Here is a 24,297-nt window from a genome sequence, read left to right as displayed (position 1 = left end):
CGGGCCGGGCGAGACACCAGCAACCTGCGCGGGCGCTCCCGGTTCCGCTGGCCGAGGTCGCACTGGCAACCTGCCGGGTGGCGATTATCGGAACCCGCCGCGCAACGCGGACAGGGAAAAAATCCCGGCTTCGTCGGGAAAAATTCCCGGTTGGCCAGCGATTGGTTGTACTACCGAGGGACTAGGTCGCAGCAAGACTTTGGCAGGCACACGACCAGCCGCCCACCAACGCACGTCCGAAGGAGATGCACCGGCAGTTGCCACAACGAGATGGATAGACAGACAGGGGCTGCACGGGCTGCAGCCGAGCGACTCGAGCTATTGATCGCGCGCGGGCAGGAACTGAATCGCTAGGGCGAAGCCTCTTTCAGGCTCGGGCAAGCATGTGCTCGCCGACGCGCAGCAATCCCTGGTCGATGGCCAGGTGCACCAGCTCCGCCTGCGAGCTGACCTCCAGCTTGCTCTTCAGCAACGCCATATGGTTCGACACGGTCTTGCTGCTGATGCATAGCCGCTCGGCAATCTCACGGTTGCCGATACCGCGTGCGAGCATGATGAATATCTCCATCTCCCGCGGCGTCATCTCGGCCAGCCGGCCTTTCATGGGTGACTGCGAAGGACGCTGGCAGGCCAGCTCGGTGGCCAGCGGCTGTTCGATGAAGGTCTGCCCGGCGAGTACCTTGCGTACCGCCTCGACCAGCACGTCCGGTGCGCAGCGCTTGGTCAGATAGCCGGAGGCACCGGCATCCAGCGCCTGGCGGACCAGCGCCAGCTCGTCGTGCATGCTGAAGATCAGCACCGGCAGCAGCGGCAACCGTTGCCGCAACCTCCGGCAGGTTTCCAGACCGCTGATACCGGGCAGCCCCAGATCCAGCACCACCAGGCTCGGGATGCTTTCCTGCACCAGTTGCAGCGCTTGCTCGCCACTCGCCGCTTCGCTGACGAGCACTTCCGGGAGCAGGGCCGTAAGCAGGCTGGCGTAGCCCTGGCGCACCACCGCATGGTCATCCACCAGCAGGATCTTCATGATGTCGCTCCTTGCAGAGGCAGCTTGAGGAAAAGCGTCCAGCCTGCGCCGGGGCGATGACGCACGCGCAGCCGGGCGCCAAGACAACGGGCATGTTCGCTCATCGAGCGCAGGCCCACTCCCGCGCGTTCGGGGGGCTGGCCATGGCCGTCATCGCATAACAGCAGGCGCAGCCCATTGCGCCCGCCACGCAGCAGCACCCTCACCCGCGTGGCACGCGCATGGCGGGCAACGTTGGTCAGCGCCTCCTGAACCATGCGGTACAGGTGCAGCTTGGCGTCCATCGGCAGAATGGGAAGCGCCCCATGCAGCTGAACCCGGCATTCGATGCCCTGGGAGTTCTGCCATTGATCGGCAAGCTGCCCGAGGGCCTCCTCCAGGCTCAGGTGATCGAGCATCACCGGATACAGATCGCGCACCAGCAGGCGAAAGCCGTTCTGCAGGTCGAGGCTGTGCTGCTCAAGGTGCGCCGCGGTTTCCCGCACGGCGTCGGGCTTGTCCGCCTGAACCCGCAGCAGACAGGCCCGTGCGCGGATACCGGCGAGGTATTGCCCCAGGTCGTCGTGCAAGGCCTGGGCAAGCCGGGTGCGCTCGCGTTCCTGCAGGGCGAGCAGCGCCTGGGTCAGCCGGTCGTTGTCGATTCGCGCTTCCTCGAGCGCGGCCGCCATATGGTTGAAGCGTTGTGCCAGTTGCCGTGCTTCGACGAAACGATGGGACGGTAGCCGGGTATGCAGCCTGCCATCGGCTATGTGCACCAGCGCGCCGAGCAACTCGCTCAGCACACGCATGCCGGGGCGGACCGCCCAGCGGATCGCCAGCAGACAGAGCAGCAGCGCCAGGCCGAACAACACCAGCAACTGCAACAGCGAATCGCGGACCTCCTCGACCTCGTCGCTAGGGTCGACGCTGATCTGCAGTCGCTGACCATTGGCCAGCCGCAATACGCTGGGGGCCGCTTGCTCGGCGGGATACAGCCAGGCGCTCAGCCAGTCGCCGAAGGCTGGATCGGGGTCGCCAGCCGGTTCCTCTGCCGCCAGCCAGCGCACGCGGACATGGCGCAGGCTATCGGTCAGGCCAGGGCGCAGCGAGTCGGGATTGCGCTCGGCCATCTCGCCGAGATAGCCGACCACGGCGGCGGCCGCATTCAGTTCGCGCTGCACATCATGACTGGCCTGACGCAACAGGACCGCCAGGCAGACTACCGTTACCAGCGAGAAGAACAGGGTAACCAGCAGATTGATTCGCCATAATGCGGACATCTCAGTCATCTCCGTCAGCCAACACCTGATGAGTGCTCAGCCTGTCTGGCGTCTCACTTGACCACGAACCGCCCTTCCATCCCCTTGCTCTGCAAGCCCTTGCAGTAGAACGGATAGCTACCCGGCTTGATCGGCAGGAAGAAAATCTCCGCCTCGCCCACGTCCTCGAACTCCAGCTCGACCAGCGTGATTGCCTTGATCTCCACGCCGCCGGCTTCGACCTTGCGCAGGTAGATCGACTGAGCGAACTCGGGCGCCTGGAAGGCACACTCCTTCTGGCCGTCGGAGCTCACCTTGAGCTGGTAGGCCACGCCGGTCTCGAGCTGATACTCCTTCTGCGAGACCGCATAGTCGCTCTCTTGCGAGCCGAAGCGCAGATCCGGCAATGACTGGGTGCGACGGGTCAGGTCGCCCGCTGCCTGGCTCTGATCGAAGCCGACCAGGCTGCCAATGAAAAGGGCGTTGAGCAGCAATGCTTTGTAGGTGGGCATGGGGGTGGCCTCGTTATTGTTATCGGACGTGACCATGCTAGGGGCAGGCGCCGCTTGCTTACCTACTACCTTGGTACCGCCAGAGCGGTACTTTCTGCATATTCCCCCGCCCCGCCATGCTTCCTATGCTGCTGACAACGCCACAGGAGCAGCCCATGCGCCAAGTATTTCGACGAGCCGGTATCCTGATCGCATTCGCCTGTTGTGCGCCCTTCGCCGTTGCGGCACCCGCCGCCGCCGAGCTGGCGATACGCATCGGTTACCTGGCCTATCGCCCGGACCCCGGCCCTGTGCTCTCCAATGTCATCCCTGAACCGGAAGATGCCGGGCTGCGCGGTGCCGAGCTGGCAATCACCGACAGCAACAGCACGGGGCGCTTTCTCAAGCACAGCTATGCACTGCAAACGGCAACCGGCGAAACAGCGGAAGATCTGCTGCAACAGGCCGCCCGGCAGTACGCCGATGGCATTCGCCTGTTCGTGATCAACGCTCCGGCCGCCACACTGCGTCAATTGTCGGATGCCATGCCAGATGCGCTGCTGATCAATGCCGGCAGTGCCGATGACAGCCTGCGCAACCAGACCTGCCTTGCCAATGTTCTGCACACCCTGCCCAGCCGCAGCATGCTTGCCGATGCTCTTGGCCAGTTTCTCGCGGTACGCCGCTGGAATCGCTGGCTGCTGATCGTCGGCCCTACCGCTGAGGATCAGGCCTACGCCGATGCTTTGCGCCGGGCGGCCAAGCGCTTCGGCCACCAGATCGTCGAAGAGAAGCCCTGGAGCTTCGACAACGACCAGCGCCGGAGCGCCCAGGCGGAGATGCCACTGTTCACCCAGGCCGCCGAGTACGATGTGGTACTGGTGGCCGACGAGCGTGGCGACTTCGGCGAGTACGTGCCCTACCAGACCTGGCTGCCACGCCCGGTGGCCGGTACCCAGGGCATGACCGCGAGCGGCTGGCACAAGACAGTGGAAACCTACGGTGCGGCCCAGTTGCAGAAGCGTTTCGAGGCCCATGCCAAGCGCTGGATGAACGACCGCGACTTCGCCGCCTGGATGGGCGTGCGCAGCCTCGCTGCGGCGGTCACCCGCCTGCGCAGCAGCGAGGCCGCGGCGATCCGCCAGCTGTCCCTGAGCGGCGAGCTGCCACTCGATGGTTTCAAGGGCCGCAAGCTGAGCTTCCGTCCCTGGAACGGCCAGCTGCGCCAGCCGATACCGTTGGTTCACCCGCGTGCGCTGGTGTCCAACTCACCCCAGGATGGATTTCTGCACCCCACAAGCGAGCTGGACACCCTTGGCTTCGACGCACCGGAAAGCAGCTGCCGGCTGAGCGAGGCCCGCCCATGAAGCGTGTTCTGGCGACAGCCCTGCTGGGACTGGCCACGCTTCCCGCCGGCGCCGACGAGCTGGGCTACGAGGCCTATGTCGACAGTCCCAAGCGCATCAAGTGTCTCTACGGCTATGTCACCGCCAAGACCGGCAACTTCGAAGCCGCCAAGGCCATCTTCGAGGACTGCGTGAAGCGCTGGAACGATGTCTACTCGCTGATCTCGCTGGCGCAGATGTACGAGAGTGGCAGCGGCGTGGAAAAGGATCTGGGCAAATCCGCTGCCCTGCTCAGGCAGGGTGCCGAACAACCCGACGACGTCAGCTATGTGAGCCTGGCGCGCTACCACCTGGGCGTTGCACTGGCCGAAGGGCGCGGCCTCGAAGCCGATCGCAGCGAGGCCCGTAGCTGGCTGCAACGCGCCGCCGCCGGCGGACAGCAGGAAGCCGACGATTATTTACTGCGCATGGACAGTTCCGACATCGCAGCCCCTGCCACACGATAACCATAAGAGAGAGCCCCAAGATGCCAAGAACCTTGCTAGCCACTGCCATTGCCTTCGCGCTAAGCCTGAGCGCTGGCGCCGCCTCCGCAGCCACGGCCTATGTCTCCAACGAGAAGGACGACAGCATCAGTGTCATCGACCTGGGCACGATGGAAACCGTCGAAACACTTGAAGTCGGCATGCGCCCACGCGGCCTCGCGCTCTCCCACGACAACAAGCTGCTCTATATCTGCGCCAGCGATTCGGACACGGTGCAGGTCATGGATCTGGCCACGCGGCAGATCATCAAGCAGCTGCCTTCGGGCGCCGACCCCGAGCAGTTCGCCCTGCATCCCAACAACAAGTGGTTGTACATCTCCAATGAAGACGACGCGCTGGTGACCGTGGTCGACGTCGACAAGGAAGACGTACTGGCGCAGATCGATGTCGGTGTCGAGCCCGAAGGCATGGCAGTCAGCCCGGATGGCAAGTGGGCGGTCAACACCAGCGAAACCACCAACATGCTGCATTGGATCGACACCAGCACCAACCAGTTGGTGGACAACACCCTGGTCGACCAGCGTCCGCGTCATGTCGAATTCACCAAGGACAGCAAGCTGCTCTGGGCCTCGGCGGAGATCGGTGGCACGGTCAGCGTGGTGGACGTGGACAAGCGCGAGATACTGAAAACCCTGACCTTCAAGATCAAGGGCGTGCACCCGGACAAGGTCCAGCCGGTGGGCATCAAGCTCACCTCCGACGGCAAGTACGCCTTCGTCGCGCTCGGCCCGGCCAACCACATCGCCGTGGTCGATGCGAAGACCTACGAGGTGCTGGATTACCTGCTGGTGGGTCGGCGCGTCTGGCACATGTCGTTCAACCCCGACGAAAGCCTGCTCCTGACCACCAACGGCGTCAGCGGTGACGTCTCGGTGATCGACGTGGCCCAGTTGAAGGTCACCAAGTCGATCAAGGTAGGTCGCTACCCATGGGGCGTGGTGGTCACGCCGTGAGCGCACTCGAGGTCGGCGACATCGCATTCGCCTATGGCGCGCGCCGGGCACTCGACGGGGTGACTTTTACCGCGGCCCAGGGACGCTTCACCGCGTTGCTTGGGCCGAACGGCGCCGGCAAATCGACGCTGATCGCCCTGCTGACCAGGCTCTACGACCTTCAGCAGGGGCAGATCCGCATAGCCGGATTCAGCCTTCGGGATGACCCACGCAAGGCTCTGGCCCGACTGGGCGTGGTCTTCCAGCAGAGCACGCTGGACCTGGACCTCACGGTGGAGCAGAACCTGCGTTATCACGCGGCATTGCACGGCATGCCCCGGGCCATGGCGTCCGAGCGTATCGAGCTCGAACTGCAGCGGCAGCAGCTCGAAGAGCGGCGCACCAGCAAGGTTCGGGAGCTGAACGGTGGCCATCGCCGGCGCGTGGAGATCGCTCGCGCGCTGCTGCATCGTCCTGAACTGTTGCTGCTGGATGAAGCCAGCGCCGGCCTCGATCCGGCCAGCCGCCAGGCGCTCAACCAGCATGTCCGTTCGCTGTGCCGGGAACAGGGTATGAGCGTGCTGTGGACCACCCATCTGCTCGATGAAATACGCCCCGAGGACGACCTGCTGGTACTCAACCGCGGCCGGCTGGTGGCCCAGGGGCGCGCCCCTGAGCTGAGCAGCAACGGCGACACCCTGGAACAGACTTTCAACCGACTCACCCGCAACGACGAGGCGGAGGCCTGAATTACGGTGCCCGGAGTTCGTTCGATTCGAGCCTGCGCCATGACCTGGCCGGTGTGCATCGAAACCACCAGCGGTCCCGTTCGACCTCGCCCTTGCCTGTCGGACAATCAGGAGCTATCGGCATGATGCCGTACTGGGAATGCCTGCGCGGTATCGTGCTGCGTGAATGGCTGCGTTTCGTTCAGCAGCGCTCGCGCTTCTTCAGCGCCTTGGTGCGCCCGTTGCTCTGGCTGGTGGTATTCGCCGCCGGCTTTCGCGCCGCACTTGGCATCGCCATCATCGAGCCATACGACACCTACATCACCTACGAAACCTACATCGTGCCTGGCCTGGCCTGCATGATTCTGCTGTTCAACGGCATGCAGGGATCGCTCTCGATGGTCTACGACCGCGAGATGGGCAGCATGCGCGTGCTGCTGACCAGCCCGCTGCCGCGCGGCTTTCTGCTGGCCAGCAAGCTCGTCGCCACGGCGTTGATCTCCCTGCTGCAGGTCTATGCGTTTCTCGCCATCGCCTGGTTCTACGGTGTCCAGCCTCCACTGCCGGGCCTGCTGGTCGCCCTGCCCGCCCTGCTGCTGGTGGCGCTGCTGCTCAGCGCCCTGGGTCTGCTGCTGTCCAATGGCATCCGCCAGTTGGAGAACTTCGCCGGGGTCATGAACTTCGTGATCTTCCCGATGTTCTTCCTGTCCTCGGCGCTGTACCCGTTATGGAAGATGCGCGAGGCCAGCGAATGGCTGTATTGGATATGCGCCATCAATCCGTTCAGCCATGCAGTGGAACTGGTGCGTCATGCTCTGTACATGCGCCTCGCACCCACCGCACTGGCGGTCTGCCTTGGCCTGACCATGCTGTTCAGCCTGCTCGCGGTGCTCAGTTTCAACCCCCAGCACGCGGCCTTGCGCCGCTCGGCATGAGCCGATTACTACTTTGGTGTCGGTTTTCCCCTCCATCGTAGGATTTCAAAGACGTGCCCGTTGTTCTGTAATCGACCCGGCGAAACGCAGGGGCCGCTGTCGTTGCACTCGCGAGCGTGATCGCAGCGCTGTTTTTTTGCACGGGCAAGGCATGAGGAGAAAGGTTTGGCCACTCCCACGGGATGGCGAACGCCGCGGCACCACGCACACATCCGCCTGGCCCGACGGGTTGCGTTGCAACGCCGAAACGTCAACAGACCTTGAGGAATACGGACTATGTTCAGGTCGCTGCTGCCATTGCTGATCGCCATGCTGCCCGGGCTCGGCATTTCACCGCTCGCCTCGGCCGAGGAACAGCTCGCCTTGTTCTCAGCCGATGGCTATCGACAGACACAATACCGCAGCCCGACGCCAGCGACGGCCGAGGGTGCCACGACACTGGACACACCGGCATTGCAGGCGCTCCTGGCCAAGGATCCCGCTGTCGTGCTGGTGGATGTCTATCGCAGCCAATGGCTGGCAGGCCGCTTCATCGACAGCGAACCCCACGCCAACCTGCCCGGCAGCACCTGGCTGGCCAATACCGGCAATGGCATTCTGCAGGCGGAATGGGCAAGCTACTTCAGCGATAACCTGGCTCGTCTCAGCGAGGGCGATCTGGAGCGACCGTTGGTTTTCTACTGCCGCTCGGATTGCTGGCTCGGCTGGAACGCCACCCGGCGCGCCCACGCGCTCGGCTACAAGCGACTGTATTGGTATCGCGATGGGGTGGATGGCTGGGAGCAGGCGGGCCTGCCCTTGCACCCCGCTACTCCGGAACCCTTGCCTGGCGGCGATTGATCCCCGAATGAGCATGCCCCACCATAATCACAACAAAGAGGTGACCGGCCTTGTACAAGATTCTGATTGCGGATGACCATCCGCTATTTCGCGAAGCCATCCACAACGTCATCCGTGATGGCTTCCCCGACAGTGAAATCCTCGAAACTGCCGATCTGGACAGCGCGCTGGCGCTGACGCTGGAACATGATGACCTTGATCTGGTGCTGCTGGACCTGAACATGCCCGGCATGCACGGGCTTAATGGCCTGATCAACCTGCGCAACGAGGCGCCGACCATCCCCGTGGTGATCGTCTCGGCCGAGCAGGACAAGCAGATCGTGCTGCAGGCGATCACCTACGGAGCGGTCGGTTTCATCACCAAGTCTTCGCCACGGGCGCAGATGACCGATGCCATCGAGCAGATACTCAACGGCAACGTATACCTGCCTTCGGACATCATCCGCAGCCAGAAGACCAGCAGCCGTCACTCCCATCACAGCGAGCCATCGATACCGCCGGAACTGCTGCAGGCTCTGACCCGCAAGCAGCTGCTGGTGCTGGAACGCATGACCAAGGGCGAGTCCAACAAGCAGATCGCCTATAACCTCGATATCGCCGAGACCACGGTGAAGGCGCATGTCTCGGCGATCCTGCGCAAGCTAAACGTGCACAACCGCGTTCAGGCAATTCTCTCGGCTGGCGATATCGACTTCACCGCCTACCTGCGCCGCTGAAGCGCGGCGCCGGGGACAGGCTGGTTTTCGGCGTCAAGCGCTCGTCTGGGCACCTTCGAACCAGGCGAGTTTCTCCCGCAGTTGCACAACCTCGCCGACGATTAGCAGCGTCGGCGCCTGTACGTTTTCCTGGGCTATCAGTTGTGCGAGCGTTTTCAGCGTGCCCGTGAAGACCCGCTGATTGCTGGTGGTACCCTGCTGTACCAGCGCCGCCGGGGTTTCAGCCGAACGACCATGGGCAATCAGCTGCTGGCAGATCACTGGCAGGCCAACCAGGCCCATGTAGAACACCAGCGTCTGTCCGGCTGCGGAGAGTTCGGCCCAAGGCAGATCGCAGCTGCCGTCCTTGAGGTGGCCAGTGACGAAGCGCACCGACTGGGCATGGTCACGATGGGTCAGCGGAATACCCGCATAGGCGGCGCAACCGCTGGCAGCGGTGATGCCGGGGACGACCTGGAACGGTACGCCGTTGGCCGCCAGTTCCTCGATCTCCTCGCCACCGCGACCGAAGATGAACGGATCGCCGCCCTTCAGCCGCAGCACGCGTTTGCCCTGCCTGGCCAGCTCCACCAGCTTCTGGTTGATCTGCTCCTGCGGTACGGCGTGTTCCGCGCGCCGCTTGCCGACATAGATGCGGTCGGCATCGCGCCGGCACAAGTCGATGATCGCCGGAGCGACCAGGCGGTCGTAGAGCACCACATCGGCCTGCTGCATCAGGCGCAAGGCGCGGAAGGTCAGCAGATCAGGATCACCGGGGCCAGCCCCGACCAGGTAGACCTCGCCCAGCGCACGCGGCGCCGCACCCGCGAGCTTTTCGGCGAGCAGCCGTTCGGCCTCGGCTGAACGCCCGGCCAGCGCCTGCTCGGCGATCGGGCCCTGAAAGGTTTCCTCCCAGAACACTCGTCGCTGCTGGACGTTGGAAAACTTCGCCTTGACCTGGGCGCGAAACTGCTTGGCAAGCCCCGCCAGCTGCCCGTAGGCCGCCGGAATCCAGGTCTCGATACGTGCCCGGATCAAGCGCGCCAACACCGGCGCGTCGCCGCCGCTGGACACCGCGATGACCAGCGGCGAACGGTCGACGATCGCCGGAAAGATCACGCTGCACAGCTGCGGCGAGTCGACCACGTTGACCGGTATACCCAGCGCGTTGGCGTGCTGCGAAACCGAGGCATTCAGCGGCTCGTCATCGGTCGCGGCGATGGCCAGCACGCATCCGTGCATGTCCTGCAGGTCGTAGCCCCGATTCAGGCACTCACCGTTTCCTGCCTCGACCAGTTCGACCAGTTGCGCCTCGATGCTTGGTGCTACCACCCGCAACCGCGCTCCGGCTTCGCTCAGCAGCCGGGCCTTGCGCAGCGCAATTTCTCCACCACCGACGATCAGCACCGTGCGGCCTTTGAGGTTGTGGAACAGCGGGAGGTATTCCATGGGCGAATCCTGGAGGGTCGTTGGAGGTACAGGCATCACAGCCATTACGGCCGCGATGCCCCTTGTCGAATATCAAGGATCCGGCCTGATGCCGGACCGCAGGTGGCGCAGCGCGCCAAAACTTCAGCCGATGACTTCGATACCACCCATATATGGCTTCAGCACCTCGGGTACGACAACGCTTCCATCGGCCTGCTGATAATTCTCCAGTACCGCGACCAGCGTGCGACCGACCGCCAGGCCCGAACCATTGAGGGTGTGCACCAGCTCCGGCTTGCCGGTCTCCGGATTGCGATAACGTGCCTGCATGCGCCGCGCCTGGAAGTCGCCGCAGTTGGAGCAGGAGGAAATCTCGCGGTACTTGTCCTGGCTCGGCACCCAGACTTCCAGGTCATAAGTCTTGGCCGCACCGAAGCCCATGTCCCCGGTACACAGCGACAGCACGCGGTACGGCAATTCGAGCAGCTGCAGCACCTTCTCGGCATTGCCGGTCAGCGCTTCCAGCGCCTCGAAGGACTTGGACGGCTCGACGATCTGGACCATTTCGACCTTGTCGAACTGATGCTGGCGGATCATGCCGCGGGTATCGCGACCGGAAGCACCGGCCTCGCTGCGGAAGCACGGCGTATGGGCGACGAACTTCAGCGGCAGCTGCTTGGCATCGAGAATCTCGCCGGCGACGATGTTGGTCAGCGACACCTCGGCAGTCGGAATCAGATAGAAGTCGGCTTCGCCTTCGCGGCTGATCTTGAACAGGTCTTCCTCGAACTTCGGCAGCTGGCCGGTGCCCTGCAGGGCCGGCGCCTGCACCAGATACGGCGTGTAGGCCTCTTCGTAACCGTGCTCGCGGGTGTGCAGGTCGATCATGAACTGCGCCAACGCCCGATGCAGACGCGCGATCGGTCCGCGCATCAGGGCGAAGCGCGCACCGGACAGCTTGGCCGCGGTCTCGAAGTCGAGCCAGCCATGTTGTTCGCCCAGTGCGACGTGATCCTGCACCGCGAAGTCGAAGGCCTTCGGCGTGCCCCAGCGGCGGACCTCGACGTTCTCGTCCTCATCCGCGCCGACCGGTACCGACTCGTCCGGCAGGTTGGGGATGCTCAGCATCAGCTGGTCCAGCTCGGTCTGGATGCGCTCCAGCTCCTGCTTGCCGGATTCGAGTTCCGAGCCCATGCGATCCACATCGGCGAGCAGCGGCGCGATGTCCTCACCGCGCTGCTTGGCCTGGCCGATGGACTTGGAGCGCGCATTGCGCTCGGCCTGGAGTTGTTCGGTGCGGGTCTGCACGGTCTTGCGCTGAGCTTCCAGCGCTTCGATGCGCGCCACGTCCAGCTGGTAGCCACGGGTGGCCAGGCGGGCCGCCACGTCCTGTAGCTGAGTGCGTACCAGTTTCGAATCAAGCATGGTGGGTCTCGTCTGTGAAAGCTTGGATGAAGGGCGAAGAGGGAGCGAAGTTTACTGTGAACGGGCGCCGGTTCATAACCTGGCGAGCGCGAGGCCAGCCCAGGCCGCCAGCAGACCGCCCAGCACGCTGCCGCCGACGTAGGCGAAAGCGGTCGCCAGCTGACCGCTTTCGAGCAGCCGCAGTGCGTCCAGCGAGAAGCTGGAGAAGGTGGTCAGCGCACCGAGAAAGCCGATGATCAGCGCGGCACGCAATTCCGGCGGGATATCCGGCCTGGCCAGGAAGGTTGCGTAGAGATAGCCGATCAGCAGGCAGCCGAGCAGGTTGACCGCCAGTGTGGCCAGATAGAAATGCCTGGGCCACTGGGTACTGGCCCAGGTAGCGACGGCAAAACGCAGCAGTGTTCCGATCATGCCGCCACAGGCGACGGCAAGGGCTATGCGGATCATTCCTTTCTCCGTTGTATCGGGCTTTCAAGATCGAGCCGAGCCAGGTGCTCAAGCTTGTCGCGGATCTTGCTTTCCAGCCCGCGCGGAGCCGGATGGTAATAACGGCGCGGCTGCATGGCCTCGGGAAAGTAATCCTCGCCTGCGGCATAGGCATCCGGCTCGTCATGGGCGTAGCGATATTCGTTGCCGTAGCCGAGCTCTTTCATCAGTTTGGTCGGCGCGTTGCGCAGGTGCAGCGGCACTTCCTGCGAGCCGTTCTCGGCGGCATCGCGCATGGCCGCCTTGAACGCGGTATAGACGGCGTTGCTCTTCGGCGCGCAGGCGAGATAGACGATGGCCTGTGCCACGGCCAGCTCCCCTTCCGGGCTGCCCAGGCGCTCCTGCACGTCCCAGGCATTCAGGCACAGCGGCAGCGCCCGTGGGTCGGCATTGCCGATCTCTTCGCTGGCCATGCGCACGACGCGCCGGGCGATGTACAGCGGATCGCAACCGCCATCGAGCATGCGCGCGAACCAGTACAGTGCCGCATCGGGATTGGAGCCGCGCACCGACTTGTGCAGCGCCGATATCTGGTCGTAGAAGGCCTCGCCGCCCTTGTCGAAACGGCGACGGCTGTCACCCAGCAGATCCTGCAGCAGGTCGGTGCTGATGCTGCCGCCCTCCTCGGCCAGGTCCGATGCGTTCTCCAGCAGGTTGAGCAGCCGACGGCCATCGCCATCGGCCGCAGCCAAAAGCATCTGAAAGCTTTCCTCCGGCAGCTCGAGGCGCAGATCACCGAGCCCCTTGGGCTCGTTAAGCGCCCGCGCCACCAGCTTGCGCAGTGCGGCTTCGTCGAGGCTTTTCAGCACATAGACGCGGGCGCGCGAGAGCAAGGCATTGTTCAGTTCGAAAGAGGGGTTTTCGGTGGTCGCGCCAATGAAGATCAGCGTGCCGTCTTCGACGTAAGGCAGGAAGGCGTCCTGCTGGGACTTGTTGAAGCGATGCACCTCATCGACGAACAGAATGGTACGTCGGCCATATTGCGCCGCCTGCTGCTTGGCGATCTCGACCGCCTGGCGGATCTCCTTGACCCCGGCGAGCACCGCCGAAACCGTCTCGAAGTGGGCATCGGAGACCTTGGCCAGCAGGCGCGCCAGGGTGGTCTTGCCGACCCCGGGCGGCCCCCAGAACACCATCGAATGCAGCGCGCCCTGCTCCAGCGCCTCTCGCAAAGGCTTGCCGCGGGCAAGCAGATGCTCCTGCCCGACATACTCGTCGAGGCTGGCTGCACGCAAGCGTGCGGCAAGCGGCTGGGCGACAGGTTCGCGGCTGAACAGGTCCATCGCGGCTGGTTTACCTCAATTGCAGCGACCTGCCGCTACGCAGGCCGCCCGGAACGTATGGCAGACGACGGTCACTCGGCGATGACGTCGGCACCCTCTGGAATCTCGAAGGTGAACAGATCGGCCTTGAGCGGCTGATTCATCTTCACCCCCATGAAGAGGATGTTGGTGCGTTGGCCGACGCTGTCGATCAGTTGCATGTCGTTGATCACACCACCCCGGAAGGACAGGCGCAGGTTGTCGAACAGCGTGTCCTTGGCCTTGGGCTTGAGGGTGAAGTCCACGACTTCGCCCGCCTCTTTGTGGGAAACCTCGAAGTTCTCGCTGATGCTGGATACATCGCCGGAAAGCAGCAGCGCGGGGGTATGCGTCAGGCGCTGATCGAGCTCCTGGATGGTGACCTGCTCGAGATCCGGATCATACAGCCAGACCTTCTTGCCGTTGGACACCAGCAGTTGCTCCATCGGCGCATCGGTGTGCCAACGGAACTGGCCGGGGCGCTTGAGCGCTAACTCGCCGGAGGTTTCCTGTAACTGGGTGCCGCTGCCGTCGAGCGAAAGCTGCGAGAAGCGGCCGGTCAAGGTTTCGGCCTGGTTGAGCAGGTCGGTCAGTCGTTTGGTGGAAGCAGCCTGGTCGGCATGTGCCGGAGCCAGGGCGACCATCAGGACAGATGCACACAGCAAACGGATCAATTGCATGTAGCCCTCTAAGCGATTCAATCGCGCATAGGCGGCGGCGCGATGACTTCGCGCGAGCCATTGGTGTTCATGGATGTCACCACGCCGGCCATCTCCATGGCCTCGATCATTCGCGCGGCACGGTTGTAGCCTATCTTCAGTTTGCGCTGCACAGCGGAAATCGACGCGCGGCGGCTTTCAGTGACGAAACGAACCGCTTCGTCGTACAACGGGTCTTCTTCGCTGCCTTCCCCGCTGCCCTCACCGCCACCGCCATCGAAGCCGCTGCCGGCTTCTTCGACACCAGCAAGAATGTCTTCGATGTAATCGGGAGCACCACGAGCCTTCCAGGCCTCGACCACGCGATGCACCTCATCGTCGGAGACGAAGGCGCCATGCACACGGATCGGCAGTCCGGTGCCCGGCGGCAGGTAGAGCATGTCACCGTGGCCGAGCAACTGCTCGGCACCGCCCTGATCGAGGATGGTGCGCGAATCGATCTTGCTGGAAACCTGAAACGCCATGCGCGTGGGGATGTTCGCCTTGATCAGGCCGGTGATCACGTCCACCGACGGGCGCTGGGTAGCAAGGATCAGGTGGATGCCCGCCGCCCGCGCTTTCTGCGCGATGCGGGCAATCAGCTCTTCGACCTTCTTGCCGACGATCATCATCATGTCGGCGAACTCGTCCACCACCACCACGATGGTCGGCAGGGCTTTAAGCGGCGGCGGCTGGTCGTCCATGCTCTCGCGGCGGAACAGCGGATCGGTCAGCGGCGTGCCCGCTTCCTCGGCTTCCTTGACCTTGCGGTTGAAGCCCGCCAGGTTACGCACCCCCATGGCCGCCATCAGCTTGTAGCGTCGCTCCATCTCGGCAACGCTCCAACGCAGCGCGTTGGCCGCCTCTTTCATGTCGGTGACCACCGGGCAGAGCAGGTGTGGAATCCCCTCGTAGATCGACAGTTCCAGCATCTTCGGGTCGATCATGATCAGCCGCGCTTCTTCGGGCGTGGACTTGAACAGGATCGACAGGATCATCGCGTTGACGCCCACCGACTTACCGGAGCCGGTGGTACCGGCCACCAGCAGATGCGGCATCTTCGCCAGGTCGGCGATGACCGGCTTGCCGCCGATGTCGTGCCCCAGGGCAATGGTGACCGGCGACCGGGCATCGTCATAAGGGGCCGACGAAAGCACCTCGGAGAAGCGCACGATCTGCCGATCCTCGTTGGGAATCTCGATACCCACGGTGGTCTTGCCAGGTATGACCTCGACCACACGCACGCTGATCACCGCCAACGAGCGCGCCAGGTCCTTGGCCAGGTTGGAGATCCGGCTGACCTTGACGCCGGCCGCCGGCTGGATTTCGAAACGGGTGATGACAGGACCTGGATGAACCGACTCGACGATGACCTCGACGCCGAACTCCTTGAGCTTGATCTCAAGCAGACGCGACATGGCCTCCAGGGACTCGGGCGAATACTGCTTCTGCTGCTTCTCGGCGGCATCGAGCAGGGAGATCGGCGGCAGGCTACCCTCGATCAGAGGGTCGACGAACAGCGTGGCCTGTTTCTCTTTAAGCACCCGTTTGCTCGGCTCGGCAGCTTTGGGCGGTGCAGGCGGTGCGATCACCGGCGCCACGCGCTTGTCGCGCTCGCTCATGTGCCTGGCCAGAGCTTCGTCACGCTCGATGATGCGCTCCTTGACCTTCGCCTGCTCGCGCCGGTCGCGCACCATGGGCGCGGCCACCTCGCTCACCACATCATCGACCTCGCGTAGCTGAGCGACCATCTGCTTGCGCTCGGCCCGGGCACTCCACCAACGGCTGAAGAAACTCTGGATCAGCTCGAGCAGATCCAGGGTGATCTTGCCGGTGATATCCATCGCCTTGAACCAGGAAAGGTCGGTGAAAACTGTCAGGCCGAACAGAAAGAACGCCAACAGTGCCAGCGTGCTGCCCTGTACATTCAGCGACAGCACCGCCAGCTGGCCGAGGCTTTCGCCAAGCGCGCCGCCAGCGGATGCAGGCAAGCCAATTGCTGACTGGAAGTGGATATAGGCCAAGGCCGAGCCGGACAGCACCAGAAACACCAGACCGATCAGGCGCCAGGAGAACAGCCAACCGTTCCAGCTCCAGGGCCGATGGCGTGCGCGAAACACCTGCCAGGTCTTGACACCCAGTAGCAGGGGAAACAGATAGGCAAAGTAACCCAGCACCATGAACAGAACATCGGCAAACCAGGCTCCAGCACGTCCCGCGGCATTTTGAACCTGGTCGACATTGCTCGTGTGCGTCCAGCCCGGATCGCCCGGATCGTAGGTCAGCAGCGCCATCCACAGGTAGACGCAGAGCGCACCGAGCGCTATCAACGCGCCTTCCTTGAGGCGATAGTGCAACTGTTGCCGCCAGGCGGATGCCGGCGCGGTAGATGAGGAATTCTTCAAAACGCTTTCTTTCCTGCGCCTGCGGCGCGATGAACCGTAGTCAGCCAGAACCCCGGCATTGTACGGGTTTGTCGATTCGATGGCATGCGGGTTCCACGGCGGCTTGGGCTTTTGCCGATGCTTCGGTGTAGCATAAACGCCCAATTTCCCGGCGCGGCTCGACTGGAGCACGCTTCTCTATTTGCAACAAAGGCTTATGAGGGCTTTTTATGAGTGAAGTCAAGCATTCGCGTCTGATCATCCTCGGCTCCGGCCCGGCCGGTTATACCGCCGCGGTATACGCCGCCCGCGCCAATCTGAAACCCCTGATGATCACTGGGATGCAGCCCGGCGGCCAGCTGACGACCACTACGGAAGTCGACAACTGGCCCGGCGACGTCGAAGGCCTGACCGGCCCGGACCTGATGGTCCGCATGCAGAAGCACGCCGAACGCTTCGACACCGAGATCGTCTTCGATCACATTCACACCGCAGAGTTGCAGCAGCGGCCGTTTACCCTCCGCGGAGACAGCGGCGTCTATACCTGTGATGCCCTGATCATTGCCACCGGTGCTTCGGCGCAGTACCTCGGCCTGCCTTCGGAGGAGGCGTTCGCCGGTCGTGGCGTATCCGCCTGCGCAACCTGCGACGGCTTCTTCTACCGTAATCAGGTTGTGGCCGTGATCGGTGGCGGCAATACCGCTGTCGAGGAAGCGCTGTACCTGTCCAATATCGCCAAAGAAGTCCACCTGATCCACCGCCGCGACAAGTTGCGTTCGGAGAAGATTCTTCAGGACAAGATCATGGACAAGGCGACCAACGGCAACATCCGCCTGCACTGGAACCACACGCTCGAAGAAGTGCTCGGCGATGCCAGCGGCGTCACCGGCGTTCGATTGAAGAGCACGCTTAGCGGTGACGAAACCAAGCTCGATCTCGCTGGTGTATTCATCGCCATCGGCCACAAGCCGAACACCGATCTGTTCCAGGGTCAGTTGGAGATGAAGGACGGCTACCTGAAAATCAGGGGCGGCGGCGAAGGCGATGCCACCTGCACCAGCATTCCCGGCGTGTTTGCCGCTGGTGACGTGGCCGACCACGTCTATCGCCAGGCGATCACCTCGGCCGGCGCCGGCTGCATGGCGGCACTGGATGCCGAAAAGTATCTCGACAACTGATCCCTCGGCGGGCTTCGGCCCGCCCCTCCCTATCTGCGTGCCGACATGCTGACCTGGCTAAAGCGCGACGACCTCAGCTTCCCTCCGCTCGAAACGGCTCTACGCGAACCCAACGGCCTGCTCGCTGCCGGTGGCGACCTGAGCCCCGCGCGATTGCTGGCCGCCTATCGTCACGGCTGCTTCCCCTGGTACCAGGATGGTCAGCCATTGCTGTGGTGGTCCCCCGATCCACGCACAGTGCTCTTCCCAAACGAACTGCATGTCTCACGCAGCCTGCGCAAACGCCTTCGGCAGGGCGATTACCAGGTCACCTTCGACCAAGCCTTCGCCGATGTGATCCAGGGCTGCGCCGGTCCGCGTGCCTACGCTGACGGAACCTGGATCACTACGCCGATGCAGCAGGCCTATATCAGGCTGCACGAAATGGGCACGGCACACTCGGTGGAAGTCTGGCAGCAGGGTCATCTCGTCGGCGGGCTCTACGGACTGGCAATGGGTGAGCTATTTTTCGGCGAGTCGATGTTCAGCCGCGCCACCGATGCTTCCAAGGTCGGCTTCGTCACACTGGTGGAGCGGCTGCGTGACTGGGGGTTTGCCATGATCGACTGTCAGATGCCGACGCAACACCTGGCAAGCTTCGGAGCTCGCAGCATCCCGCGCACGGCATTTGCCGACGCCCTGGCGAAACACCTGGATCGGACCAGTGCAGCCGACTGGCGCGGCTAGTCTGCCAACCCATGCTGTCCTACACTGAGCCCAAGATTTCTGAGAGTTGACCATGACCTCACTGGCTCGCCTCAAGTTCTACGCCACCCAGCCGCATGCGTGCAGCTACCTGCCCGATGAACAGGCGACCACGCTGTTCCTCGACCCCAGCCAGCCAATGGATGTCCAGGTATATGCGGAACTATCGGAAATGGGCTTCCGGCGCAGCGGCGATCATCTCTACCGCCCCCATTGCCAGCGCTGTTCGGCGTGCATCCCGGCGCGAATTCCCGTAAGCGCACCCGAGCTCAGCCGCCAGCAGAAGCGGATTCTCAAGCGCAATGCCGACCTGCAGGTCCGCGCCATTCGCCCGGCTTTTAGCGAAGAGCTGTACGCTCTCTACGCCACCTACATCGAGAAACGGCACACGGACGGCGACATGTACCCCCCCAGCCGCGAGCAGTTCAACACCTTCCTGGTGCGCGACCTACCCTTCTCCAGATTCTACGAGTTCCGCCTGGGCGGGCGACTGCTCGCGGTTGCTGTCACTGACGTGCTGCCCAATGGACTTTCCGCCGTCTACACCTTCTACGACCCCGAGGAGCAACGCCGCAGCCTGGGGCGCTATGCGATTCTCTGGCAAATCGGCGAAGCGGCCCGCCTCGGGCTGAAGGCCGTCTACCTCGGCTACTGGATCAAAAATTGCCGAAAGATGAATTACAAGACCGAATATCGCCCCATCGAGCTATTGGTTAACCAGCGCTGGGTTTCACTCAGCTGAAGTCCTTGGCTCGTCGAGCCATTTCGGGCACAATGCTTGCCGCTTTTGCCCGCGCACGCATGCGCCGGGTCAATCATTTGGACACCGAGGACTTTACTGAATGTCGAAAGAAGACAGCTTCGAAATGGAAGGTACTGTCGTCGACACCCTGCCTAACACCATGTTTCGCGTGGAGTTGGAAAACGGGCACGTCGTTACTGCGCACATCTCCGGAAAGATGCGCAAGAACTACATCCGGATTCTTACCGGTGACAAGGTTCGCGTGGAGCTGACTCCCTACGATCTGAGCAAGGGTCGCATCACCTACCGCGCTCGCTAAACGAGCCGCGAGAAAAATGCCCGGTCTTTACCGGGCTTTTTTGTTGCAGCAACAACGCCCAGGGCATCGAAGCCTGGCTACTGCCGAAACGAAAACGCCCGGCAAAAGCCGGGCGCTCGACAGGGCGAATATCAGGCCAGCTCGGCAGCGGTTTCGAATTCGAAGAACGGCTCGTCGCCGCGAACATCGATATGCACCACCCCGCCATGCTCCGCCAATTCGCCGAACAGGATCTCTTCGGCCAATGGCCGCTTGATCTTGTCCTGAATCAGCCTCGCCATCGGTCGCGCTCCCATCTGGGCATCATAGCCATGCTCGGCAAGCCACCCCCGCGCGGCATCGGATACCTCCAGCGTCACGTGCTTGTCCTCGAGTTGCGCCTGCAGTTCGATCAGGAACTTGTCGACGATGCTCTTGATGACTTCATGGCTCAAGCGGCCAAATTGAATGATGGTATCCAGACGATTGCGAAACTCTGGAGTGAAGCTCTTCTTGATGACCTCCATCGCATCCGATGCATGATCCTGCAAGGTAAAGCCAATCGAGGCCCTCGCCGCAGTTTCCGCACCCGCATTCGTGGTCATGATGATGATCACGTTGCGGAAGTCGGCCTTGCGCCCGTTATTGTCGGTTAGCGTGCCGTGGTCCATCACCTGCAGCAGCAAGTTGAATACCTCGGGATGCGCCTTCTCGATCTCATCGAGCAGCAGCACGCAATGAGGCTGCTTGGTGATCGCCTCGGTCAGCAAGCCGCCCTGGTCGAAACCGACGTACCCAGGGGGCGCGCCGATCAAGCGGGACACGGTATGCCGCTCCATGTACTCGGACATGTCGAAGCGAATCAGTTCGACGCCCAAGGCCCTGGCCAGCTGTCGCGCAGCCTCGGTCTTGCCGACACCGGTCGGCCCGGCGAACAGGAACGAACCCACCGGCTTGTCTGGCGCCTTGAGCCCTGCGCGCGAAAGCTTGATGGCCGTAGCCAGCGAATCGATTGCATCGTCCTGCCCAAACACCGTGAGCTTCAAGTCACGCTCGAGATTGCGCAGCAACTCTTTGTCCGAGCTGCTGACGTGCTTTGGAGGAATCCGCGCGATCTTCGCCACGATGTCCTCGACCTGCTCGACATCAATGCACTTGACCCGCCGATCCTCGGGCTGCAGACGCTGGTAGGCACCCGCCTCGTCAATCACATCAATGGCCTTGTCAGGCATATGACGATCGTTGATGTAGCGCGAAGCAAGCTCTGCCGCTGCACGGAGCGCCTCGTCGCTGTACTCGATATGGTGATGCTGTTCGAACCGCCCCTTCAGGCCGCGCAGGATGCCGATAGTGTCCTCGACCGAGGGCTCGCTAACGTCGACCTTCTGGAAGCGCCGCGCCAGCGCGCGATCCTTCTCGAAAATCCCACGAAACTCCTGGAAGGTGGTGGAGCCGATGCAACGAATCTCGCCCGAAGAAAGCAGCGGCTTGAGCAGGTTGGAGGCGTCCATCACGCCACCGGACGCCGCGCCGGCACCAATGATCGTATGAATTTCATCAATGAACAGAATGGCATGGGGCCGTTTGCGCAGCTCCCCCAGCAAGGCCTTGAACCTTTTTTCGAAATCACCGCGGTACTTCGTGCCCGCCAATAGCGCACCGAGATCCAGCGAATAGACGACGCTGTCAGCGAGCAGGTCCGGCACCTGATTGTCGACGATGCGCTTAGCCAGCCCCTCGGCGATCGCAGTCTTGCCGACACCCGCCTCACCTACAAGAAGCGGATTGTTCTTACGCCGACGCGCCAGAATCTGCGCCACACGCTCGACCTCATGTTCACGCCCCACCAAGGGATCGATGCGCCCCTGGCGCGCCAGTTCATTGAGATTGCTCGCATAGGCATCCAACGGATTGCCTGACGCTCCAGGCTCACTGCCGTCCTCGTCCTGCATCTCCGCGTCGCTATCCGGATTGCCAGAATTGCCGGGCACCTTGGAAATACCGTGGGCGATGTAGTTGACGACATCGATACGTGCCACGTTCTGCTGCTTGAGCAGAAACACCGCCTGACTCTCTTGCTCGCTGAAAATAGCCACCAAGACATTGGCGCCGGTTACTTCACGCTTGCCCGAGCTCTGCACATGGAAGACAGCGCGCTGCAGGACGCGCTGAAAACCCAGCGTGGGCTGTGTCTCGCGCTCCTCATCGTGCTGTGGAATGAGTGGAGTGGTGGAATCAATGAACTCCTGCAGATCGTGGCGCAGCTTGTCCAGGCTCGCGCCACAGGCTCGCAATACGGTCGCAGCCGCTTCATTGTCCAGTAGGGCCAACAGGAGGTGTTCAACCGTCATGAATTCATGGCGCTTGGTACGTGCCTCTTTGAAAGCCAGATTCAGTGTGACTTCGAGCTCACGGTTCAACATAGCTTTCACCTCTTCCCCAGCAGTCGGAGTTAACCGTCCTTCTCGATCTCACAAAGCAACGGGTGCTGGCATTCCCTTGCATATTGATTCACTTGTGTCGCTTTGGTTTCGGCAACATCGCGCGTGTAAATCCCGCAGACGGCCCGCCCCTCGGTATGGACGGCCAGCATGATCTTGGTGGCCTGCTCCCTGCCGTGATTGAAAATGCCTTCCAGCACCTCCACAACGAAATCCATCGGCGTGTAGTCGTCATTGAACATGACAACTTTATACATCGGTGGTGCCTTCAGCTCCGGCTTGGCCTCCTGTATCGCCAGGCCAGAGGAATCGTCTTCATCCCCCAAAGGCCGATCCTGATTGAATATTAGTCGAATCTGAGCAAGAGCATGCATACGCATAACGGTTCTAGGTCGTGGCGCCGGGGCCAGATAAATATGGGCAGGTTCGCAGCCGCCCGACGAGTCGCCTTGACTATCGGCAAAACGGTGATACAAACAGTATGTGCCTACAAGGGCAAATGGGTTGCGCAACATGAGGCCTCGGGCTACATAAGCGCGGAATGAAATGGATGTTACTCCAGTAATGGACTCCTTTGCAGAGGGATAACAGCATGCTAAGTGGAAAGGTCAAGTGGTTCAACAACGCCAAGGGTTACGGCTTCATCGTAGCAGACGGCGGCGATGAGGACCTGTTCGCCCATTACTCGGCCATCCAGATGGAAGGCTACCGTACTCTCAAGGCTGGGCAAGCGGTCATGTTCAACATCCTGCAGGGCCCCAAAGGCCTTCACGCAACCGATATCAAGCCGCAGGTCATGCCCGAGGCGACCACTCCGGCTGCATTTCAGGACGCGTCAGTGGTAGATGCCTGAACCCCATCAGAGGGGCCGATCGAGTGATCGGCCCCTCATGATCCGCTACATATGGCTGATCATCGCATCGCCAAACTGTGAGCAGGACATCAGTTTCGCACCGTCCATCAGGCGCTCGAAGTCATAAGTGACCGTCTTCGCGGCGATGGCGCTTTCAGTCGACTTGATGATCAGGTCGGCCGCCTCCACCCAGCCCATGTGACGCAGCATCATCTCAGCCGAAAGAATCAGAGAGCCGGGATTGACCTTGTCCTGACCGGCATACTTTGGCGCCGTCCCATGAGTCGCCTCGAACATGGCCACCGTATCGGACAGGTTGGCTCCCGGGGCGATACCTATGCCACCCACCTCGGCAGCCAGGGCGTCGGACAGGTAGTCACCATTCAGGTTGAGCGTGGCGATCACATCGTACTCTGCCGGACGCAGCAGAATCTGCTGCAGCATGGCATCGGCAATGGCGTCCTTGACGACGATATTCTTGCCAGTATCCGGGTTCTTGAACTGCATCCACGGGCCGCCATCCAGAAGCTCGGCACCGAACTCATCGCGCGCCACTTCGTAGCCCCACTCCTTGAAGGCACCCTCGGTGAACTTCATGATATTGCCCTTGTGCACCAGGGTGACCGAGCTGCGGTCATTGTCGACGGCGTACTGCAGGGCCTTACGGACGAGGCGCTTGGTACCTTCCAGCGAGACGGGCTTGATGCCGATGCCGCAATTCTCGGTGAAGCGGATCTTCTTGACACCCATTTCCTCGGTGAGGAACTTGATGACCTTCTCCGCTTCCGGAGACCCCGCCTTCCACTCGACGCCGGCATAAATGTCTTCGGAGTTCTCGCGAAAAATCACCATGTCCACATCGGCCGGCTTCTTGACCGGGCTAGGCACGCCGGTGAACCAACGCACAGGGCGCTGACAGACATAGAGGTCCAGCTCCTGGCGCAGAGCGACATTCAACGAGCGAATTCCGCCACCTACGGGCGTAGTCAGCGGCCCCTTGATGGAAACGACATAATCACGGACGACTTCCAGGGTTTCCTTGGGTAGCCAGGTGTCCTGATCGTAGACCTGCGTAGCCTTCTCCCCGGCATAGATTTCCATCCAGGCGATCTTGCGCTTACCGCCGTAGGCCTTCTGCACAGCCGCGTCCACAACCTTGATCATCACCGGACTGATGTCGACGCCGATGCCGTCGCCTTCGATATAAGGAATGATCGGGTTGTCGGGAACGTTCAGGGTGTTATCGGCGTTGACGGTGATTTTGTCACCGCTGGCTGGCACCTGGATCTTTTGGTATCCCATGCTGGACTCCGTCTTCGTGGTTAGACATCGTTCGTCGTTTGAGGGTAACCCACTCGATTTGCCTGAAACTACATGTTCGTTCGTCGTATGCGCAATGCCGTTCTGCCAGAGACGGGCTCGATGGTATACTGCCCCGATGACTCACAAGTCATAAGGGACGGGCCTGTATCAGACCCGTCTCTTGAAACCCCGAGCTGCTACCGCGGCTCACCGGTTCAAATGCTCGACACTCTATTTGGT

The 24,297-nt window shown here is 62.2% G+C and carries 24 protein-coding genes; 12 read left to right on the top strand and 12 right to left on the bottom strand.

The features are described 5' to 3' along the window. Positions 1–367 precede the first annotated feature (367 nt). From B597_RS36605 to B597_RS36595, 3 genes are read right to left on the bottom strand one after another with little or no spacing between them, the layout of a single operon-like run. Positions 368–1,027 carry a response regulator transcription factor gene (locus B597_RS36605; protein ID WP_003295114.1) on the bottom strand — a complete coding sequence of 220 codons (660 nt, stop codon included), beginning with the start codon at positions 1,025–1,027 and terminating at the stop codon, positions 368–370. Further along, positions 1,024–2,286: a HAMP domain-containing sensor histidine kinase gene (locus tag B597_RS36600; RefSeq protein WP_003295115.1), complete on the bottom strand. Its 1,263-nt coding sequence runs from the start codon at positions 2,284–2,286 to the stop codon at positions 1,024–1,026. The genes B597_RS36605 and B597_RS36600 overlap by 4 nt, the downstream gene beginning before the upstream one ends. 53 nt (positions 2,287–2,339) lie before the next feature. Next, complete coding sequence (locus B597_RS36595) at positions 2,340–2,777, bottom strand: cupredoxin domain-containing protein (protein WP_003295117.1); 438 nt, start codon at positions 2,775–2,777, stop codon at positions 2,340–2,342. A gap of 155 nt (positions 2,778–2,932) precedes the next feature. Here B597_RS36595 and B597_RS36590 point away from each other — a divergent pair, with 155 nt between their 5' ends. The 7 genes from B597_RS36590 to B597_RS36560 all read left to right on the top strand — a co-directional run bounded on the left by B597_RS36590 (position 2,933) and on the right by B597_RS36560 (position 8,798). Beyond that, positions 2,933–4,123, top strand: coding sequence for an ABC transporter substrate-binding protein (locus B597_RS36590; RefSeq protein ID WP_003295118.1), 1,191 nt, complete (start codon positions 2,933–2,935; stop codon positions 4,121–4,123). Then, on the top strand, positions 4,120–4,608 hold the full coding sequence (locus B597_RS36585; RefSeq protein ID WP_003295120.1) for a tetratricopeptide repeat protein: 489 nt from the start codon (positions 4,120–4,122) through the stop codon (positions 4,606–4,608). Before B597_RS36590 ends, B597_RS36585 begins: the two co-directional genes overlap by 4 nt. Positions 4,609–4,628: 20 nt before the next feature. Beyond that, entirely contained in the window at positions 4,629–5,600 is a 972-nt protein-coding gene (locus tag B597_RS36580) for a YVTN family beta-propeller repeat protein (RefSeq protein ID WP_031323483.1), read from the top strand. Next, positions 5,597–6,328, top strand: a complete 732-nt coding sequence (locus tag B597_RS36575; RefSeq protein WP_031323482.1) for an ABC transporter ATP-binding protein — start codon at positions 5,597–5,599, stop codon at positions 6,326–6,328. The genes B597_RS36580 and B597_RS36575 overlap by 4 nt, the downstream gene beginning before the upstream one ends. 122 nt (positions 6,329–6,450) lie before the next feature. Beyond that, positions 6,451–7,242 carry an ABC transporter permease gene (locus B597_RS36570; RefSeq protein ID WP_003295125.1) on the top strand — a complete coding sequence of 264 codons (792 nt, stop codon included), beginning with the start codon at positions 6,451–6,453 and terminating at the stop codon, positions 7,240–7,242. Between the two features lie 276 nt (positions 7,243–7,518). Further along, positions 7,519–8,082: a PQQ-dependent catabolism-associated CXXCW motif protein gene (locus B597_RS36565; RefSeq protein ID WP_003295126.1), complete on the top strand. Its 564-nt coding sequence runs from the start codon at positions 7,519–7,521 to the stop codon at positions 8,080–8,082. 50 nt (positions 8,083–8,132) lie between these two features. After that, the gene (locus B597_RS36560; protein WP_003295127.1) at positions 8,133–8,798 is read left to right on the top strand and encodes a response regulator transcription factor; all 666 of its coding nucleotides are present in this window, start codon (positions 8,133–8,135) and stop codon (positions 8,796–8,798) included. A gap of 33 nt (positions 8,799–8,831) precedes the next feature. Here the strand turns inward: B597_RS36560 and cysG are convergent, their stop codons facing one another. From cysG to ftsK, 6 genes are all read right to left on the bottom strand, one after another. After that, positions 8,832–10,226 carry a siroheme synthase CysG gene (gene cysG / locus B597_RS36555; protein WP_003295128.1) on the bottom strand — a complete coding sequence of 465 codons (1,395 nt, stop codon included), beginning with the start codon at positions 10,224–10,226 and terminating at the stop codon, positions 8,832–8,834. Positions 10,227–10,349: 123 nt separating this feature from the next. Beyond that, positions 10,350–11,630: a serine--tRNA ligase gene (gene serS / locus B597_RS36550; RefSeq protein ID WP_003295129.1), complete on the bottom strand. Its 1,281-nt coding sequence runs from the start codon at positions 11,628–11,630 to the stop codon at positions 10,350–10,352. Between the two features lie 72 nt (positions 11,631–11,702). Beyond that, positions 11,703–12,077 (bottom strand): fluoride efflux transporter CrcB, encoded by a 375-nt coding sequence (gene crcB / locus B597_RS36545; protein WP_003295131.1) that lies wholly within the window; start codon positions 12,075–12,077, stop codon positions 11,703–11,705. Continuing rightward, the gene (locus tag B597_RS36540) at positions 12,074–13,399 is read right to left on the bottom strand and encodes a replication-associated recombination protein A (protein ID WP_003295132.1); all 1,326 of its coding nucleotides are present in this window, start codon (positions 13,397–13,399) and stop codon (positions 12,074–12,076) included. The genes crcB and B597_RS36540 overlap by 4 nt, the downstream gene beginning before the upstream one ends. A gap of 71 nt (positions 13,400–13,470) precedes the next feature. Then, positions 13,471–14,097 carry an outer membrane lipoprotein periplasmic chaperone LolA gene (gene lolA / locus B597_RS36535; protein WP_024162114.1) on the bottom strand — a complete coding sequence of 209 codons (627 nt, stop codon included), beginning with the start codon at positions 14,095–14,097 and terminating at the stop codon, positions 13,471–13,473. A 17-nt stretch (positions 14,098–14,114) separates the two neighbouring features. Next, positions 14,115–16,568 carry a DNA translocase FtsK gene (gene ftsK, locus B597_RS36530; RefSeq protein ID WP_192939423.1) on the bottom strand — a complete coding sequence of 818 codons (2,454 nt, stop codon included), beginning with the start codon at positions 16,566–16,568 and terminating at the stop codon, positions 14,115–14,117. Between the two features lie 161 nt (positions 16,569–16,729). Here ftsK and trxB point away from each other — a divergent pair, with 161 nt between their 5' ends. The 4 genes from trxB to infA all read left to right on the top strand — a co-directional run bounded on the left by trxB (position 16,730) and on the right by infA (position 19,482). Further along, positions 16,730–17,677 (top strand): thioredoxin-disulfide reductase, encoded by a 948-nt coding sequence (gene trxB / locus B597_RS36525; protein WP_003295136.1) that lies wholly within the window; start codon positions 16,730–16,732, stop codon positions 17,675–17,677. A 45-nt stretch (positions 17,678–17,722) separates the two neighbouring features. Next, entirely contained in the window at positions 17,723–18,403 is a 681-nt protein-coding gene (gene aat, locus B597_RS36520; protein WP_003295138.1) for a leucyl/phenylalanyl-tRNA--protein transferase, read from the top strand. A gap of 52 nt (positions 18,404–18,455) precedes the next feature. Next, entirely contained in the window at positions 18,456–19,163 is a 708-nt protein-coding gene (locus tag B597_RS36515; protein ID WP_024162112.1) for an arginyltransferase, read from the top strand. A gap of 100 nt (positions 19,164–19,263) precedes the next feature. Further along, positions 19,264–19,482: a translation initiation factor IF-1 gene (gene infA, locus B597_RS36510; RefSeq protein WP_002553999.1), complete on the top strand. Its 219-nt coding sequence runs from the start codon at positions 19,264–19,266 to the stop codon at positions 19,480–19,482. A gap of 131 nt (positions 19,483–19,613) precedes the next feature. Here infA and clpA read toward each other — a convergent pair whose 3' ends face one another. After that, positions 19,614–21,884, bottom strand: a complete 2,271-nt coding sequence (clpA, locus tag B597_RS36505) for an ATP-dependent Clp protease ATP-binding subunit ClpA (protein WP_003295144.1) — start codon at positions 21,882–21,884, stop codon at positions 19,614–19,616. Between the two features lie 29 nt (positions 21,885–21,913). After that, the gene (gene clpS, locus B597_RS36500) at positions 21,914–22,276 is read right to left on the bottom strand and encodes an ATP-dependent Clp protease adapter ClpS (protein ID WP_031323478.1); all 363 of its coding nucleotides are present in this window, start codon (positions 22,274–22,276) and stop codon (positions 21,914–21,916) included. A 218-nt stretch (positions 22,277–22,494) separates the two neighbouring features. Here clpS and cspD point away from each other — a divergent pair, with 218 nt between their 5' ends. Next, entirely contained in the window at positions 22,495–22,755 is a 261-nt protein-coding gene (gene cspD / locus B597_RS36495) for a cold shock domain-containing protein CspD (protein ID WP_003295148.1), read from the top strand. A gap of 45 nt (positions 22,756–22,800) precedes the next feature. Here the strand turns inward: cspD and icd are convergent, their stop codons facing one another. Then, complete coding sequence (gene icd, locus B597_RS36490) at positions 22,801–24,057, bottom strand: NADP-dependent isocitrate dehydrogenase (RefSeq protein ID WP_003295150.1); 1,257 nt, start codon at positions 24,055–24,057, stop codon at positions 22,801–22,803. Between the last annotated feature and the right edge of the window lie 240 nt (positions 24,058–24,297).

It is taken from the genome of Stutzerimonas stutzeri KOS6, from assembly GCF_000307775.2.
Lineage (GTDB): Bacteria > Pseudomonadota > Gammaproteobacteria > Pseudomonadales > Pseudomonadaceae > Stutzerimonas > Stutzerimonas stutzeri_B.
Note: the sequence above shows the minus strand (reverse complement) of the source record. Positions and strands in the feature narration are given on the sequence as shown.